The organism is Streptomyces sp. SDr-06, assembly GCF_003324565.1.
Lineage (GTDB): Bacteria > Actinomycetota > Actinomycetes > Streptomycetales > Streptomycetaceae > Streptomyces.
Genome location: NZ_QOLA01000002.1, coordinates 629,620 through 644,123, shown reverse-complemented (window position 1 = coordinate 644,123; position 14,504 = coordinate 629,620). Strand labels below are relative to the sequence as shown.

The following is a 14,504-nucleotide window of genomic DNA, read 5'->3' as shown; positions in this document are numbered from 1 at the left end:
ACAGAGGGGCCGTCCATGAGTTCAGTGCACGATGCGCAGGTCCGGGTGGCGCCCGGGGACGCCGGGGAGCTGGCGGGCCGGCTCATACCCGACTGGGAGGTGAAACCCGATTCGGTGGCGGCTGTTCCGCTCCTCGCCTCCTTCGCCAGCAAGATGCGTGAATGCGAACGGGTCTGCGGGAGCCCCTACAGCGAATTGGCGCACGACATCCAGGACGCGTTGACGCTGCGCCGGCTCCAGCAGATGGTGAACACCAGCCTGCTGAATCCGCTGTGGCGGGACCGGCTCACCGAGGCCGGGATCACCGGCGCTCCGGCGACGTTCGAGGAATGGCAGCGCATTCCGCTGTCCGACAAGGACACCCAGCGCGACTTCTTCATGGGGGACCGCCCCGGCCTGGTGGTGCCGCTCAACCAGGGTGGGTTCGAAATAGTGGCGAGCGGCGGCACAAGCGGCGGCCGTCCGCTGGAAATCGTGTACTCCCTGCGGGAGTTGCGCGACACGTACGAGCTCGCCGGTCACTTCATGGGCACCTATCAGCTCGCGCGACATCTGCGGGGCGCCGACCCCAAATGGCTGTACACCACGCTGGCCGACTACCAGATGTGGAGCAGCGGCACGATGGTCGGCGGTGTCCTGCAGCACGTCCCCGGCGTCAACTACATCGGGGCGGGCCCGGTCACCGCCGGGGTCCTTGAGCACATGTTCTCGTACCCGGGGCCCAAGGCCCTGATGGGCATCACGGCGGGCATCGCGATCCTCGGCGAGCTGGGGGCGGGCATGAGCCGGGAGGCCCGGGACAGCTTCCGGGTCGCCCTGTACGGCAGCGGGGTGCTGCCGCAGCGCAAGCGGGCCGAGCTTCAGGCGATGTATCCGAACCTGGTGATCCTGAGCTACTTCGCGGCGACGCAGGCCGAGACGATCGGCCTCCAACTGGGCCCCGAATCGCCGTACTTGGCGTCCGTGCCGGGTCTTCACCTGGTCGAGATCGTCGACGAGCGGGGGCGCTGGGTCGGCGAGGGCGAGGAGGGCGAGCTGGTCGTGACGCGGCTGCACGCCCACGAGGCGCCGCTGCTGCGCCTCAAGCTGGGCGACCGCATGATCCGCCGGCCCCGGCTCGACGGGCCGGGGCTCAAGACGCAGCAGTTCGAGTTCGCGGGGCGCACCGGCGACGTGCTGCACCTGGCCGACAGCCAGTACTCGGCGGCCCGCGCCTACGACGCGCTGCGCGAGGAGCTGCGGACGGCGACCGCCGTCGATCTGGACGACGTGGCGCACGAGGTGCAGTTCGTCAACCACCGCGAGGGGCGGACGATCACGCTGCTCGCCGCGGTGGACGACGTGGCCGGGCTCACCTACCGGATGGACACCACGCTCGGCCCGTACGGGCTGCAGAGCGTGTTCGTCAACGCGGTGCCGCGCGCCCTGTCGCTGTTCAACCAGGGCGAGGCGAATCCGCTGTCGATCGAGAAGACCGGCTACCGCTTCCACATCGCGTTCGTCCCCAAGGGGTCGCCGGAGATCGAGCGGACGGCCGTGGGCAAGGTGCCGCTGGTGCGGGACCGCGGCTGAGGCCGGCCGGTCCGTTCAGTCCAGGCAGGCGCGACAGCAGGACACGAGAACAGGAGTGAGGATGAACCCGAAGGTCAACATCGTCGTGGTCGTGGACGTCATCGGGGCGCTCTCGGACGGCACCCTGCGCAACGGGAACCTGTGCATGGTCGACGACGGTTCGCTGCAGAGCACCGGTCAGGGAACCCCCGAGCTGTGCACGGTCGTCCAGCCGGGCCAGGTGGTCACCTGGTCGGCGCTGGCCGTGGACCTCCAGACCCCGGTCGAGATCAAGAACATCACCTTCCTCGGCCCGGACGGCGAGGCCGGGCCCACCGCCCCGCTCACGCACACACCCGCGCACCAGGGCTCCGCACCGCGCGGGCCCTTACCGGGGACACCCCTGGGCGAGGCCCGGGACCAGGCGGGCCGCGACGGCCACGCCGAGGAGCGCCACAACCCCGAACTGGAGGTGTGGAGCGGAGTGGTGCCCTACCTGGCGCCCGGGGTGGCCCACCCCTACCGGCTGGAGGTGCAGATGTACGAGGGCGAGTACAGCACGCTGCACATCGCGTCGCCCGCGCTGATGTGCCCGTAGCCGAGTCCGGCGAGCGAGAACCCCAACGAGAGACGAGGAAGGTGGGCTCATGCCCCAGCAGTTAGCGGTCATCGTGCTCGTGGACGTCGGCAACGCGCTGGAGTCCCGGACCCTGGACGGCAACACGTACCTGTTCGACAACATGAAGTTGCAGGGCTCCCAGAACCAGGGCACCGGTGACCTGGTGACCGCGATCAACGGCTCGTACTGGAGCGACGGTTCGCAGGCGAGCGAGCAGGTCCTCAACTGGCTGCCCTACAGCCTGGGTTCGATTCCGCCGACCGTGCCGCGCGGCTACGAGGCCGAGCGGGCGCGCCAGACCGACGAGCAGGCGCTCGCCGAGCTGGACGACCTGGCGGTGAAGTCGACGGCGGGCGGTGTGGACGCGGCGGCCGAGCTGGTCCGGATCCGGCAGAGCGCGGGCCGGCGGATCAAGACCACCCGGCGCACCCGGGGCCGCCTGTCGGGCCAGAAGGTCCTCGACGTCACCGGCAAGGTGGTCTCCAACGGCAGTACGGAGGCGCACAGTTATCCCGCGCCGGTGATCACCGACATCTACGGCCAGGCCGTCGACGAGAAGATCATCTATCCGGCGGAGTACGGCTCGCCGGACCTGGTGACCGACGGCTGGTACTGGTCGGCGACGGTCGACACGTCGCGGCCGGGCACCTACGCGTACACGATGCGCATCCAGCTCCACCGGCTCGTGGAGCAGGGCGGCGAGTCGCTGTGGGAGCCGGTGAACCTGACGTGCCAGTCGAGGATCAGGGTCACCACGGAGCCCAAGCGCAACGCCTTCACCAAGGCGGGGCTCGGCCTGCTGCCCATCCCGCCCCGCCCGTTCTCCTAGCGGCGCCCCGAGGCGTGTCGCGCGGGGCGCGCGGCGGCGCCGGGCTCGCAGGGACCCCTGACCCAGCATGGACGAGGAGGAGCGGATGACCACGAAACCGAGGCCGCGGGAGACCCCGGTCGGCACCAAGCGACCGATCTCGATCACCGCCGTGGTGGACTGCGTGGGGGCACTGGCCTCCCACAGCGTGCACGGCCATCTGTATCTGTACGACACGAACAAGGCGGGCGGTTCCACCGGCTTCGGCACCGAGGAGCTGCGGACGAAGGTGCGGCGCGGCGACCAGCTGCTGTGGAACGTGCTCGCGCTGGAGTGCGAGGCGTTCGTCAGCATCGACGGCATCGTGATCGACCGGGAGGTGATCGAGCCGGAGCGGAAGATCTATCCCGGTACCGACGTCGCCTACTGGATCGGCACGGTGAAGAAGGACGCCGTGGTGCCGGTGCCGTACCAGATCAGGTTCAGGGTGGGCACGAGCACCGACCCCATCACCACCACGTTGTCGCCGGCCCTGATCGGCTGAACGGCGTGCCCGAAGGAGGAGCGTTGAGTACGAGTACGCGCACCCGCAGCAGCGAGGTGGAGAAGCAGAACCCCGGTCAGCTGAACTCCGTGCAGCTCAATGTCGTGACGCTCGTGAACATGGGGCGGGCCGCGGCGACGGGTTCGCTGAAGGACTCCATGTACATGATGGACAACAGCGTGGGCGGCACCGGGCAGGGCACCCACCGGCTGGAGACGGTCTGCAAGCAGGGCCAGGTCCTGAACTGGATCATCCGGCCGATCGACATGGAGAAGCGCCCCGACGGGACCTGGCCGCCGATGCCGAAGATCAGCAGCCTGGTCTTCCTCGACACCGAGAGGGGGGACGAGGAGGACGTCATCGAGCGGAAGATCTGCACGGAGCTGAAGATCTACGGGATGCCGGACCGCATGCGTGACCCCTTCACGCCCGTCTACTACTACTGGGCCGGCACGATCCTGAGCACCACGCGGCCCGGGGTCTACCGCTACCGCCTGGTGGTGGAGCTGGAGCAGGACGGCAAGAAGGAGAAGCTGTACCTGAACACCGTCGAGCACCCCTCGATCCGGGTCCTCGCGGTCTGACCGCCCCCCGAACCCCCCGGCCGCCTCCGCATCGGCGGCCGGGGCCGGGGCGGGCCCGGGGGCCCGGTCGCCCCGGCCCACCGGGTCCGCCCCACTTCCGTTCCGGTCAGGCCCGCCGCTCCCCGGGCGGCGGTTCGTCGAGCGGGACGACGGCGGTGAGCTGCCAGCCGCCTTCCGGGGCGGGGCCCGCGGCGAGTTCGCCGCCCATCGCCGCGACCCGTTCGGTGAGACCCACCAGGCCGAAGCCGCCGCCGCGGGCCTGTTCGGCGAGTGCGACCGCGCCGGAGCCGTCGTCGGCGACGCGCACTTCGAGGCCGCGGACGGTGGTGCGGATGCCGATGCGTACGGCCGTGGCGTCGGCGGCGTGTTTGCGCACGTTGGTCAGCGCTTCGCGGACCACCCGGTGGGCGAGGGCGGCGGCGTCGCCCGGCAGCCGCTCGTCCAGGCCGGTCTCCACGTAGAGCACGGCCGGGGGCCCGGCCCGCGAGAAGCGGGCGGCGAGTTCGCGGACCTGGGCGAGGCCGGCCACCGGCTCGGTCTCCGGATCGCCCTCGCGCAGCACCCGCACCAGGCGCCGCATCGCGCCGAGCGCCTCGCCGCCCGCCTCCTCGATGCGGGCGAAGGACTCGGCGGCGCGTTCTCCGGAGAGGGCGGTGAAGCGGGCGGCCTGGGCCTGCACGACGATGCCGGTGACATGGTGGGCGATCAAGTCGTGGAGTTCCCGGGCGAGTTCGATGCGTTCGGCGGTCCGCACGGCTTCGAGGTCGCGGACCCGCTGGCCCGACTGGGCGCGCAGCAGGAGCGAGTACGCGCTCACCACGACGGCGAGCACCGCGAACAGCAGGGTGAAGCGTCCGGGCTGGGCGTCGCGCACCGGCGCCGCCATGCAGCCGAGGCCGAGCGCCGGTCCGAGGAGGGCGGCGGTGCGGGCGGGGGCGTACAGCAGGACGGAGGAGAGCAGCACCAGGAGCGCGATCGCCTCGCCCATGCCCCAGACGATCTCGGGGCGGCCGGTGAAGAGCAGTGCGGTGGCGGTCCAGCTGACGGCGGCCGCGGTCCAGGCGCGCGGGACGAGCGGGATCCGCGCCCAGGGCACCGCGCAGACGCACACCACGATGCCTGCGCTCCACACGATGGCGTGGGGGCGGGTGGGCTGGCGGGCGAGCGCCACGCCTTCGTAGGTGACGAGGGCGACGAGGACGGCGGCGAGCACCGGCCGCGCGGTGGCGGCGGCGCGTGGATGGCGGCCGAGCCAGCCGCGTACGGGGCTCACGGGCGGCTCACGCGGCGCTCGTGGCGAGTCCGCTCTCCCAGGCCCAGGCGGCGATCTCCACCCGGTTGCGGGCGCCGAGTTTGCCCTGGACGTTGGCGAGGTGGGTCTTCACGGTGGACAGCGACACATACAGCTCGCCCGCGATCTCGGCGTTGGTGGCGCCTCGGGCCAGACAGCGCACGACGTCGCGTTCGCGTTCGGTGAGCGGTTCCGAGGGGGTCCGCGCGCCGCCGGCGGGGCGGGCCTCGGCGAGCTCCTTCAGGAGCCGCACGGTGATCGCGGGCGAGACGAGGGAGTCGCCGGCCGCGGCCGCGCGGACCGCCTCGACGAGCATCTCGGGGCTGGCGTCCTTGAGGAGGAAGCCGGAGGCTCCGCCGTGCAGCGCGGCGTGGACGTACTCGTCGAGGTCGAAGGTGGTGCAGATGACGATGCGGGGGCGGTCGCGGCCGGCCAGGCGGCGGGTGACTTCGAGCCCGTCGAGGCCGGGCATCCGGATGTCGAGGAGCAGCACGTCGGGGCGCAGCCGCTCGACGGCTTCGAGGGCGGCGTGCCCGTCGACGACGTCGGCGAGGACCTCGATGTCGGACCTGCTCTCCAGGATCATGCGGAACCCGGTCCGGACCATTTCCTGGTCGTCCGCGATGACCACTGTGATCGACATGCCCCTATATGAGCAGGTTCAGCCGGATACCCGCAAATTCGCGCCGCCCGGCCGGAGTGCGCGCCCGTGCGTCCGTGCGTCGGGGGCGGGGGCCGTCGGACCCCGCCCCCGTACAGTGGAATCCTCTCCGCGGTCGGGAACGGGGGTGGCAGGGTGGGCGCCGAGAGCCCCGTCGTGCACGGGTATCCGCACCTCGCCACGGTGCGCGCGGCCATCACCGCGCTGCACCGGCGGCTGTCCTTCGAGGGCCTGCGGGGGTACGCGGTCTCCGTGCTCCCCGCCGACGTGGCCTTCGCCGACCATGACGACCTGCACCTGGGGGCCCAGCGGGTGGCCCGCGCCCTCGTCCAGCACCTGCGGCTGCCCGAGGCCCGGATGATCGTCGGCTTCCGCGAGATGCGGCACGCGGCGAGCGTCGAACTGGCCGCGGGGCCCGAGTACTTCATCGAGCTGAACGACCGCTTCCGGACCCATCGCCGGGACATCGGGGCCGCGCTCGCGCACGAGATCACGCATGTGCTGCTCCACCGCCTGGACCTGACGTTCCCCGGCACCCGCGACAACGAGATCCTCACCGACACCGCGACCACCTACCTCGGTGCGGGCTGGCTGCTGCTCGACGCCTTCCGCGAGGACCGGCTCTCCAGCCAGAAGCTCGGCTATCTGACCCCGGAGGAGTTCGGGTACGTCCTCGCCAAGCGGGCCGAGCTGTTCGGCGAGGACCCCTCGCCCTGGTTCACCAGCCCGCAGGCGTATCCCGCGTACACGGCGGGCGCGGCCCTGGCGCGCCGGGACGCCCAGCAGCCCCCTCTGGTCGCGGCGGGCTGGGCGGGGCGGCGGCGCTACGCCAAGGACCGCCGGTACGCCCAGGAGCACGGCGCCTGGACCGGGCAGGGGTCTCCCTACTCCTTCGAGGCCGGCCCGGACGGACTGCGCGTCCGCTTCGCCTGCCCGACCTGCTGCCAGCGGATCCGGGTCGCCGTGCGGGGGCGGGTGCGGGCGCGGTGCGGGGTGTGCGGGGCGGTGCTGTCCTGCGACACGTAGCGCTCCGCGGGGGGTGTGTGTTCTGGGTGCGGGCAGTTCTGGTTCTGCGCCCTTCCCCGCGCCCCCTTTGTTGCGAGTGCGGGCCGTCGCCGTTTTGCGCAGTTCCCCGCGCCCCTGTTCGTTCGGCTGCGGGCCGTCGTCGGCTGGGCGCGCAGTTCCCCGCGCCCCTGTTCATTCGGCTGCGGGTCGTCGTGGGCCCGTCGCGCAGTTCCTCGCGCCCCTACGTGCGGCCGTCGTCGGCTGGGTGTGCCGGTCCCCGCGTCCCTGAATGCGCGGCCGTCGTTCGCTGGGGGCCCTGGAGCGGAGGGTGGGGTGGGGGCCAACTAAGGTTCGGCGGACGGGGTTTGTGGTGCGAGGGGCAGGGGTGCCGGTGGGTGGGCAGAGGGTGCGGCGGGTGCGGCGGATCGGGGAGTGGCTGACCGGGGCGCCCGCGCCCGAGACGAGGACGCTGTCCGACGCGCTCGGTCTCGCCGAGAACGCGCCGGACCTGCAGCGCCTGTGGCGGTGGCAACCGCAGCAGCTCGACCGCATCGAGCAGCTGTACGCCGCCGCGCAGCGGGCCTTCGAGCGGCGTACCCGTGAGGACGTGTGCCGGACTCTGGAGCACGCCGTGCGGGGCGGGATGCGCATGGCGGCGGTGGAGCACGCCGAGACGAGGGCGGCGGCCGCCGAGCGGCTGAAGGACGAGGCGGACGCGGCGGCCCGGCGGCTGGACGCGGACGCGGCGCTGGCCAGCAGTCGCGGGCTCAACACCGGTCTGGCCTTCGGCGTGGTGCTCAGCCCGGTGGTGCTGGTCCTGGCGTTCGCGGTGGGCGAGGCGGTGCCCGCCCTGTTCCACGGCTCGCTCGCCTGTCCGGAGCAGCTGAGCCTGATGCACGCCCTGGTGTGCTTCGCGGGCGGGGCGCTGGGCGCGGTGTTCAGCGTGATCGTCCGGCTGCGCAACGCCTATCAGCTGATGCACCGGGCGCCGGGCCGCGCCGGGGCGCAGAACATACCGGCCGATCCGCGCCAACTCGCCCAGATCATGCGGCAGGAGGGCTGGTACCGGGTGGTGGTGGGCTGGTTCCTCGCGACCTCGCTGTTCCTGCTCATCAACGGCGGCGTCCTCACCATCTTCGCGCCGCCCGCCACCCCGGCCGGCCTGTGCGGCGCGGGCCAGCTGTCCCTCGCCGACCACGAGGCGCTGATCAAGGCGTTCTTCTTCTGGGGCACGATCGGCTTCCTCGCGGGCCTCAACGAGCGCTGGGCGTACGGGCTGCTGCGGCGCGGCGGCAACGAGCGCCGCCCGAACGACCCGGCCGCCTGAGCCCACCCCGCCCCGAGCCCCGCCCACCGCACCGGCCGGGCCGGGCCGCGCCCTGCCATGCCCCCGTGGCCGAAATCGAGTGACCGGATCCGCCCGCCAACCGCATCGCGCGCTTCGCCCGGCGTTCACCGACGGGACACCCACCCCCTTCGTAATGGAGTTGTCTGTACAACAGTTGTCCGTACAACTTGGAGCTCCCGTGATCGCCCCCCGTATACGCACCGCAGGCCTCGCCGTGACCCTGGCCGCCTCCGCGTTCGCCCTCGCCGCCTGCGGCGCCAAGTCCGACGCCTCGACCAGCGCCGCCGACGCGGGCAAGGGCGGCAAGAGCCCCGCGGCCGCCACCTCCGCGAAGGACGCGGGCGGTATGGACGCGCTGATCGCCGCCGCGAAGAAGGAGGGCACGCTCAACGCGATCGCCATCCCGCGCGACTGGGCGAACTACGGCGCGCTCATCGACGGGTTCACCAAGAAGTACGGCATCAAGGTCGCCGTCGAGAACCCGGACGGCACCAGCGCCGACGAGATCAACGCGGTCAAGACCCGCAAGGGCCAGGGCCGCGCCCCCGACGTGCTTGACCTCGGCGCCTCGTTCGCGCAGTCCGCGGGCGCGCAGGGCCTGACCGCCCCGTACAAGGTGGAGGGCTTCGACAAGATCCCCGCGGCGCAGAAGGACGCGCAGGGCCGCTGGTTCAACGACTACGGCGGCTACGTCTCCATCGGCTGCGACGCCAAGCGCGTCAAGGAGTGCCCGACGACCTTCGCCGATCTCCTCAAGCCGCAGTACAAGGGGCAGGTCGCCCTCAACGGCAACCCCACCAAGTCCGGTTCCGCCTTCGCCGGGGTCTACGCCGCCTCCCTCGCCAACGGCGGTTCGCTCGACAACATCCAGCCGGGCCTCGACTTCTTCGCCAAGCTGAAGAAGGCGGGCAACTACAACCCGGTGGAGTCGACCCCGGCGACGGTCGAGAAGGGCGAGACCCCGATCTCCATCGACTGGGACTACCTGAACGCGGGCTACGCGGACGAGTTCAGGACCAAGGGCCTGGACTGGAAGGTCGCCGTCCCCTCCGACGGCGTCTACGCGCAGTACTACTCGCAGGCCGTGAACAAGGACGCCCCGCACCCGGCGGCCGCCCGCCTGTGGCAGGAGTACCTGTACTCCACCGAGGGCCAGAACCTGTGGCTCAAGGGGTACGCCCGCCCGGCGCTGATGCCCGCCATGGACAAGGACGGCACGCTCGACAAGGCCGCCGCCGCCAAGCTCCCGCAGGTCTCCGGCACCCCCACCTTCCCCACCGAGGCGCAGAACACCCAGGCGAAGACGGTTCTCGCGGGCGGCTGGGCCAAGGCGATCTCGGGCTGATCACTCCATGACCCTCACCACCACCTCACCTCCGGTCGCCGTGCAGGCGGTTGAGCGACCGAAGCCGCGCCGGGGTCGCGGGCGCCCCGGCGCCTGGCTCGCCGCGGTACCCCTGCTCGCCTTCGTCGCGCTCGCCTTCGGGCTGCCCGCGCTGGCCATGCTGGACGGCGCGCTGTCCGTCGGCGGCTCGTACGGCCTCGGCAACCTGAGCCGGTCCGTGCACGGCGCGTACTGGACGGCGCTGCTCGGCAGCGTGAAGCTCGCGGCCACCACCGCCGCCCTCGCCGCCGTGCTCGGGCTGCTGCTCGCGCAGGCCGTCGTCACCTCGCGCGGCAAGGCGCTGCGCGAGGCCGTCCTCACCGCTGCGGGGGTGCTCGCCAACTTCGGCGGCGTCCCGCTCGCCTTCGCCTTCGTGGCGACTCTGGGCAACGCGGGCGTCCTCACCACCAGGCTGGGCCTGGCCGGGCACGGCTGGAGCCTCTACAGCTTCTGGGGCCTCGCGCTGACCTATCTGTACTTCCTCATCCCGCTGATGGTGCTCACCGTGGCCCCGGCCCTGGACGGGCTGCGTCCGCAGTGGCGCGAGGCGGCCCTCAACAACGGGGCGGGCGCCTGGCAGTACTGGCGCCATGTGGGCATCCCGGTGCTGCTGCCCACCCTGCTCGGCGGCTTCGTCCTGCTGTTCGGCAGCGCGTTCGCCGCGTACGCCACGGCCGCCTCGATGGTGGGCAGTTCGGTGCCGCTGGTCACGATGCAGATCGCGGACGCGCTGTCGGGCAATGTGCTGGTCGGCCAGGAGAACGTGGCGCTCGCCCTCAGTCTCGACATGGTGATCGTCGCGCTCCTGGTGATGGCCGTGCACCTGCCGCTTCAGCGAAGGAGCGCCCGATGGCTCGCCTGACGCATCCCCTGCGCCCGTGGCGCGGCGCGGTCCTGCTGGTCGCGGGCGGCTACTTCCTGGTGCCGCTGCTCGCGTCGCTGGTGTTCACGGTGGACGTGCCCGGACAGGGCCTCACCCTCTCCTCGTACACCCAGATCTTCACGGCCGACGGGTTCGGCGCGGCGCTGCTCCGGTCGGTCGGGCTCGCGCTGTGCACGGTCGCGCTCGGTCTGGTCCTGACGCTGCCGGCCGCGCTCGCGGTGCGGCTGTCCGGCTCGGGGCGGCTGCGGGCGGTGCTCGAAGTGGTGTGCACGCTGCCGCTGGTGGTGCCGCCGGTGGCCCTCGTCGCGGGGCTCGGCACGGTCCTCAAGTGGGGCCCGGACCATCTCGCCACCACCCCGCTGTACCAGACCTTCGTCGCGGTCCAGGACCCGTCGTTCCCGCTGGTCCTGGTCTTCGCGTACGTCGTGATGGCGCTGCCGTTCGTCTACCGCTCGCTGGACGCGGGGCTGCGGGCCGTCGACGTGCGCACCCTGGTGGAGGCCGCCCGCGACCTGGGGGCGTCCTGGCCGCGGGCGCTGTTCGCGGTCGTGCTGCCCAACCTGCGCACCGCGCTCCTGAACGCCTCGTTCCTGGCGCTCGCCCTGGTGCTCGGCGAGTTCACCGTGGCCTCGCTGCTCGGGTTCCAGCCGTTCGCGGTGTGGATCGTGCAGGCCTCAGGCGACAACGCCCAGCTGTCGGTGGCGGTCTCCCTGCTCAGCCTGCTGCTCACCTGGGGGCTGCTGCTCGTCCTGACCGGCCTCGCCCGCACCCGGGGCACCCGTACGACTCGTAAGAAGGAAGCCGTCTGATGACCACCGCTCTGCCGCGCACCGGCACCGCCCTGACGATCCGGGGGCTGCGCCGCAGCTTCGGGTCGGCCGTGGCCCTCGACGGGCTCGACCTGGAGGTCGCGCCGGGTGAACTGCTCGCGCTGCTCGGCCCGTCCGGCTGCGGGAAGACCACCGCTCTGCGGGTCCTCGCGGGCTTCGAGCGCCCCGACGCGGGCGAGGTGCTGCTCGACGGCGAGGACATCGTGCCGGTGCCCGCCAACCGGCGCGACACCGGCATGGTCTTCCAGTCCTACAGTCTCTTCCCGCATCTGAGCGCGGCCGACAACGTGGCGTTCGGCATGAGGATGCGCAAGGTCGCGGCGCCCCAGCGCCGGGCGCGGGCGGCGGAGTTGCTGGAGCTGGTCGGGCTTCCCGAGCACGGCGACCGCTTCCCGCACCAGCTGTCCGGCGGCCAGCAGCAGCGGGTGGCGCTGGCCCGCGCGCTCGCCCTCCAGCCGCGCCTGCTGCTCCTGGACGAGCCGCTCTCGGCCCTGGACGCCAAGGTCCGCGTGCAGCTGCGCGAGGAGATCCGCCGTCTCCAGCTGGAGCTCGGCATCACGACCGTCTTCGTCACCCACGACCAGGAGGAGGCCCTGTCGATGGCCGACAAGGTCGCGGTGATGCGCGGCGGTCGGCTCGAACAGTGCGCCGCCCCGGCCGAGTTGTACGACCGTCCGGCGACCGCGTTCGTGGCGTCCTTCATCGGGACGATGAACCGCGTGCCCGGCAGGATCACCTCCGAGGGCCTCGCGGAGGTGCTGGGCGTGCCGCTGCCGGTGGACGGCCCGGCGACGGGCTCGCTGTTCCTGCTGCGCCCGGAGGCCCTGGAGGTGACGGACGGCGGGCCCGACACGGTGACCGGCAGTTCCTTCCAGGGCGCCAGCACCCGGCTGACCGTGCGCCTCGCGGACGGCACCGAGATCAAGGCCGACCTTCCCTCGCACGCCGCCGGTTCCTTCGGCGCGGGCGCGCGCGTCACCGTACGGCCGCAGCCGCGTCCCGTGCTCGCGGCGGGTGAGGCGGCGTGAGCGGGCTGCGGGCGGTCCTGTTCGACATGGACGGCACCCTCGTCGACACCGAGGAGGCGTGGGTCGAGGTGGTGGAGGAGGCCGCGGCCCGCCACGGGCACGCGCTGGTGGGCGAGGAGCGCCGCTCGGTGTACGGGCGCTCGGTGGAGGACACCGCCGAGCTGCTGCACACCGCGCTGGGTGCCTCGCGCGCGGAGCTGGCGGCCGAGCTGGGCGCGGACTTCACGGCGCGCCTCGCGGACGGCGCCGAGCCCCGCCCCGGCGCGCTCCGACTCCTGCGCACCCTGCGGGAGTCGGGGGTGCTGACGGCGCTGGTGTCGGCGTCGCCGAGGGCGATCGTGCGGCGGGTGGCGACCTCGCTCGACGGCCACCGCTTCGACGCGGTGTACGGCGCGGAGGACACCGTGCGCACCAAGCCCGCCCCCGATCCCTATCTCGCGGCGGCCGCGGCGCTCGGCGCGGACCCGGCGCGCTGTGTCGCGGTCGAGGACACCGCGACGGGCGTCGCCTCGGCGGAGGCCGCGGGCTGCGCGGTGCTCGCGGTGCCGTCGGTGGAGCCGATAGCGCCCGCCGCGGGCCGCACGGTGCTGACTAGTCTGGAGGAGGCGGATCTCACCTTGCTCCGCTCACTGATCGGCAGTTGAGGGGGTCCGGGGTGTCCAGCAAGTCGCCGCTCTACCGGGTAGTGGCCGGGGATCTGCGGACCGCGATAGCGGCGGGCGAGTACGGTTCGGGCGCGCGGCTGCCCGCCGAGGACGAACTCGCCCGCCGCTACGGCGTGTCCCGGGGCACGGTCCGCCAGGCGTTGGCGTCGCTGCGCGCGGACGGTCTGGTGACGTCGCGGCGCGGGGCGCGCCGGGTGGTGCTCGGCGGTGCGGCCCGGTTGCAGAGCTTCGCGGAGCTGCGCTCCTTCGCGCGCTGGGCCCGCTCGCTCGGCGAGGAGCCGGGCGGGCGGACCGTGGCCGTCGAGCCCGCCGCGGCGACCGACGAGGAGGCCCTGCACCTCCAACTCCCGGCCGGGGCGCGGGTGTTCCGGGTGCGCCGGGTGCGTACCCTGTCGGGCGCCCCGGTGATGGTGGAGCGCTCGACGTACCCGGAGCGGATCGGCGAGCTGGTGGCCGCGATGGAGGTGGACGAGGTGTCGCACTCGCACCAACTGGAGCTGCACGGGGTGCTGTTCACGGACGCGCAGCACACCATCGACGTGGTGCTCGCGGACGCGGACGACGCGGAGCTGCTCGGCTGCCGGGCGGGGCACGCGCTGCTGCGCGAGCGGCGCCGCTCCACCGATCCGGCGGGGTCGCCCGTCGAGTGGTCCGAGGACCGCTATCTGCCGGGGACGGTGGCGTTCACGGTGCACAACTCGGCGGCGGCCGGCGCGCTCGGGCGGCAGCTCGGCGAGGAGTGACCTGCGGCGACGCGCCCGACGAGGCCCGCCCCACCCCCCAAAAAGGGGTGGGGCGGGCCTCGTCGGGTGCCGACTGCCGGCTCAGCAGCCGAAGTTGACCAGGCGGAACGTGGCGTAGTGGTCGGCGGTGTAGTAGTCCTCGTGCGTCCGCTCGCCCGTGATGATCCGGCGGGTGCCGCGCGTCGGCGCACCAGGGGTGATCACGGTGTACTCGTGGTAGTAGCCGCTGCTCTGGCTGGGCAGCGCGTGCTCGCGGTTGTCGAAGACGATGCCGTCCCGGGGGTAGGGGAACGGGCCGCCCTGGTCGATGAGGGTGATGGTGTCGTGCGCCTGCGAGGGCAGCGCGGAGTAGCAGACGTTGCCGACGGACTTCAGCGAGACGGAGGCGGCGGTGGGCGCCTGGGGGGCGGCCGAGGCGGTCCCGGCGACCGGGCCGGCGAAGAGGGCGACGGCTACGGCGAAGGCGCCGCCCAGGGCTGCGATGCGTGGGGGGGTTGTCATGTGCACCATGATGACGCGCGTAGAGCGGCAGCCGTCAACGTCAATCCCGTTGATTTTTC

16 protein-coding genes are annotated in these 14,504 nt (G+C 72.6%); 13 read left to right on the top strand and 3 right to left on the bottom strand.

Annotated elements, in window-relative coordinates; all coding sequences use genetic code 11:
* Nucleotides 1–15: 15 nt before the first annotated feature.
* The 5 genes from DT019_RS07290 to DT019_RS07270 all read left to right on the top strand — a co-directional run bounded on the left by DT019_RS07290 (nucleotide 16) and on the right by DT019_RS07270 (nucleotide 4,106).
* A complete protein-coding gene (locus DT019_RS07290; protein WP_147267283.1) occupies nucleotides 16–1,572 on the top strand; it encodes a hypothetical protein in 1,557 nt (518 codons plus the stop codon).
* A gap of 61 nt (nucleotides 1,573–1,633) precedes the next feature.
* Nucleotides 1,634–2,149 carry a hypothetical protein gene (locus DT019_RS07285; protein WP_114035802.1) on the top strand — a complete coding sequence of 172 codons (516 nt, stop codon included), beginning with the start codon at nucleotides 1,634–1,636 and terminating at the stop codon, nucleotides 2,147–2,149.
* A gap of 49 nt (nucleotides 2,150–2,198) precedes the next feature.
* Nucleotides 2,199–2,999, top strand: coding sequence for a hypothetical protein (locus DT019_RS07280; RefSeq protein WP_114035801.1), 801 nt, complete (start codon nucleotides 2,199–2,201; stop codon nucleotides 2,997–2,999).
* Nucleotides 3,000–3,084: 85 nt separating this feature from the next.
* Nucleotides 3,085–3,522 (top strand): hypothetical protein, encoded by a 438-nt coding sequence (locus DT019_RS07275; protein ID WP_147267282.1) that lies wholly within the window; start codon nucleotides 3,085–3,087, stop codon nucleotides 3,520–3,522.
* A gap of 23 nt (nucleotides 3,523–3,545) precedes the next feature.
* Nucleotides 3,546–4,106, top strand: coding sequence for a hypothetical protein (locus DT019_RS07270; protein ID WP_114035799.1), 561 nt, complete (start codon nucleotides 3,546–3,548; stop codon nucleotides 4,104–4,106).
* Nucleotides 4,107–4,212: 106 nt separating this feature from the next.
* Here the strand turns inward: DT019_RS07270 and DT019_RS07265 are convergent, their stop codons facing one another.
* Together DT019_RS07265 and DT019_RS07260 are read right to left on the bottom strand one after the other, a co-directional pair.
* Nucleotides 4,213–5,379, bottom strand: coding sequence for a sensor histidine kinase (locus tag DT019_RS07265; protein ID WP_114035798.1), 1,167 nt, complete (start codon nucleotides 5,377–5,379; stop codon nucleotides 4,213–4,215).
* A gap of 7 nt (nucleotides 5,380–5,386) precedes the next feature.
* On the bottom strand, nucleotides 5,387–6,040 hold the full coding sequence (locus tag DT019_RS07260; RefSeq protein ID WP_114035797.1) for a response regulator: 654 nt from the start codon (nucleotides 6,038–6,040) through the stop codon (nucleotides 5,387–5,389).
* A 153-nt stretch (nucleotides 6,041–6,193) separates the two neighbouring features.
* On the opposite strand from DT019_RS07260, the gene DT019_RS07255 reads away from it, so the two are divergent.
* The 8 genes from DT019_RS07255 (at nucleotide 6,194) to DT019_RS07220 (ending at nucleotide 13,944) form a co-directional block, all read left to right on the top strand.
* Nucleotides 6,194–7,084, top strand: a complete 891-nt coding sequence (locus DT019_RS07255) for a hypothetical protein (RefSeq protein WP_114035796.1) — start codon at nucleotides 6,194–6,196, stop codon at nucleotides 7,082–7,084.
* Between the two features lie 370 nt (nucleotides 7,085–7,454).
* The gene (locus tag DT019_RS07250; RefSeq protein WP_147267281.1) at nucleotides 7,455–8,390 is read left to right on the top strand and encodes a hypothetical protein; all 936 of its coding nucleotides are present in this window, start codon (nucleotides 7,455–7,457) and stop codon (nucleotides 8,388–8,390) included.
* A 154-nt stretch (nucleotides 8,391–8,544) separates the two neighbouring features.
* Nucleotides 8,545–9,756: an ABC transporter substrate-binding protein gene (locus DT019_RS07245; RefSeq protein ID WP_114035794.1), complete on the top strand. Its 1,212-nt coding sequence runs from the start codon at nucleotides 8,545–8,547 to the stop codon at nucleotides 9,754–9,756.
* A gap of 7 nt (nucleotides 9,757–9,763) precedes the next feature.
* A complete protein-coding gene (locus DT019_RS07240) occupies nucleotides 9,764–10,657 on the top strand; it encodes an ABC transporter permease (protein ID WP_114035793.1) in 894 nt (297 codons plus the stop codon).
* Nucleotides 10,645–11,487, top strand: coding sequence for an ABC transporter permease (locus DT019_RS07235; RefSeq protein WP_114035792.1), 843 nt, complete (start codon nucleotides 10,645–10,647; stop codon nucleotides 11,485–11,487). Before DT019_RS07240 ends, DT019_RS07235 begins: the two co-directional genes overlap by 13 nt.
* Nucleotides 11,487–12,536 carry an ABC transporter ATP-binding protein gene (locus DT019_RS07230; RefSeq protein ID WP_114035791.1) on the top strand — a complete coding sequence of 350 codons (1,050 nt, stop codon included), beginning with the start codon at nucleotides 11,487–11,489 and terminating at the stop codon, nucleotides 12,534–12,536. Before DT019_RS07235 ends, DT019_RS07230 begins: the two co-directional genes overlap by 1 nt.
* On the top strand, nucleotides 12,533–13,180 hold the full coding sequence (locus DT019_RS07225; RefSeq protein ID WP_223279337.1) for an HAD family hydrolase: 648 nt from the start codon (nucleotides 12,533–12,535) through the stop codon (nucleotides 13,178–13,180). Before DT019_RS07230 ends, DT019_RS07225 begins: the two co-directional genes overlap by 4 nt.
* An 11-nt stretch (nucleotides 13,181–13,191) precedes the next feature.
* Entirely contained in the window at nucleotides 13,192–13,944 is a 753-nt protein-coding gene (locus DT019_RS07220) for a GntR family transcriptional regulator (RefSeq protein WP_114035790.1), read from the top strand.
* An 81-nt stretch (nucleotides 13,945–14,025) separates the two neighbouring features.
* Here the strand turns inward: DT019_RS07220 and DT019_RS07215 are convergent, their stop codons facing one another.
* Entirely contained in the window at nucleotides 14,026–14,445 is a 420-nt protein-coding gene (locus DT019_RS07215) for a ribonuclease domain-containing protein (protein WP_114036053.1), read from the bottom strand.
* Nucleotides 14,446–14,504: the final 59 nt, after the last annotated feature.

Coding starts and splice junctions, on each gene's coding strand:
- DT019_RS07240 (WP_114035793.1), top strand. CDS start 9,764: ATGACCCTCACCACCACCTCACCTCCGGTCGCCGTGCAGGCGGTTGAG.
- DT019_RS07215 (WP_114036053.1), bottom strand. CDS start 14,445: ATGACAACCCCCCCACGCATCGCAGCCCTGGGCGGCGCCTTCGCCGTA.
- DT019_RS07290 (WP_147267283.1), top strand. CDS start 16: ATGAGTTCAGTGCACGATGCGCAGGTCCGGGTGGCGCCCGGGGACGCC.
- DT019_RS07235 (WP_114035792.1), top strand. CDS start 10,645: ATGGCTCGCCTGACGCATCCCCTGCGCCCGTGGCGCGGCGCGGTCCTG.
- DT019_RS07285 (WP_114035802.1), top strand. CDS start 1,634: ATGAACCCGAAGGTCAACATCGTCGTGGTCGTGGACGTCATCGGGGCG.
- DT019_RS07245 (WP_114035794.1), top strand. CDS start 8,545: ATGGAGTTGTCTGTACAACAGTTGTCCGTACAACTTGGAGCTCCCGTG.
- DT019_RS07230 (WP_114035791.1), top strand. CDS start 11,487: ATGACCACCGCTCTGCCGCGCACCGGCACCGCCCTGACGATCCGGGGG.
- DT019_RS07275 (WP_147267282.1), top strand. CDS start 3,085: ATGACCACGAAACCGAGGCCGCGGGAGACCCCGGTCGGCACCAAGCGA.
- DT019_RS07280 (WP_114035801.1), top strand. CDS start 2,199: ATGCCCCAGCAGTTAGCGGTCATCGTGCTCGTGGACGTCGGCAACGCG.
- DT019_RS07260 (WP_114035797.1), bottom strand. CDS start 6,040: ATGTCGATCACAGTGGTCATCGCGGACGACCAGGAAATGGTCCGGACC.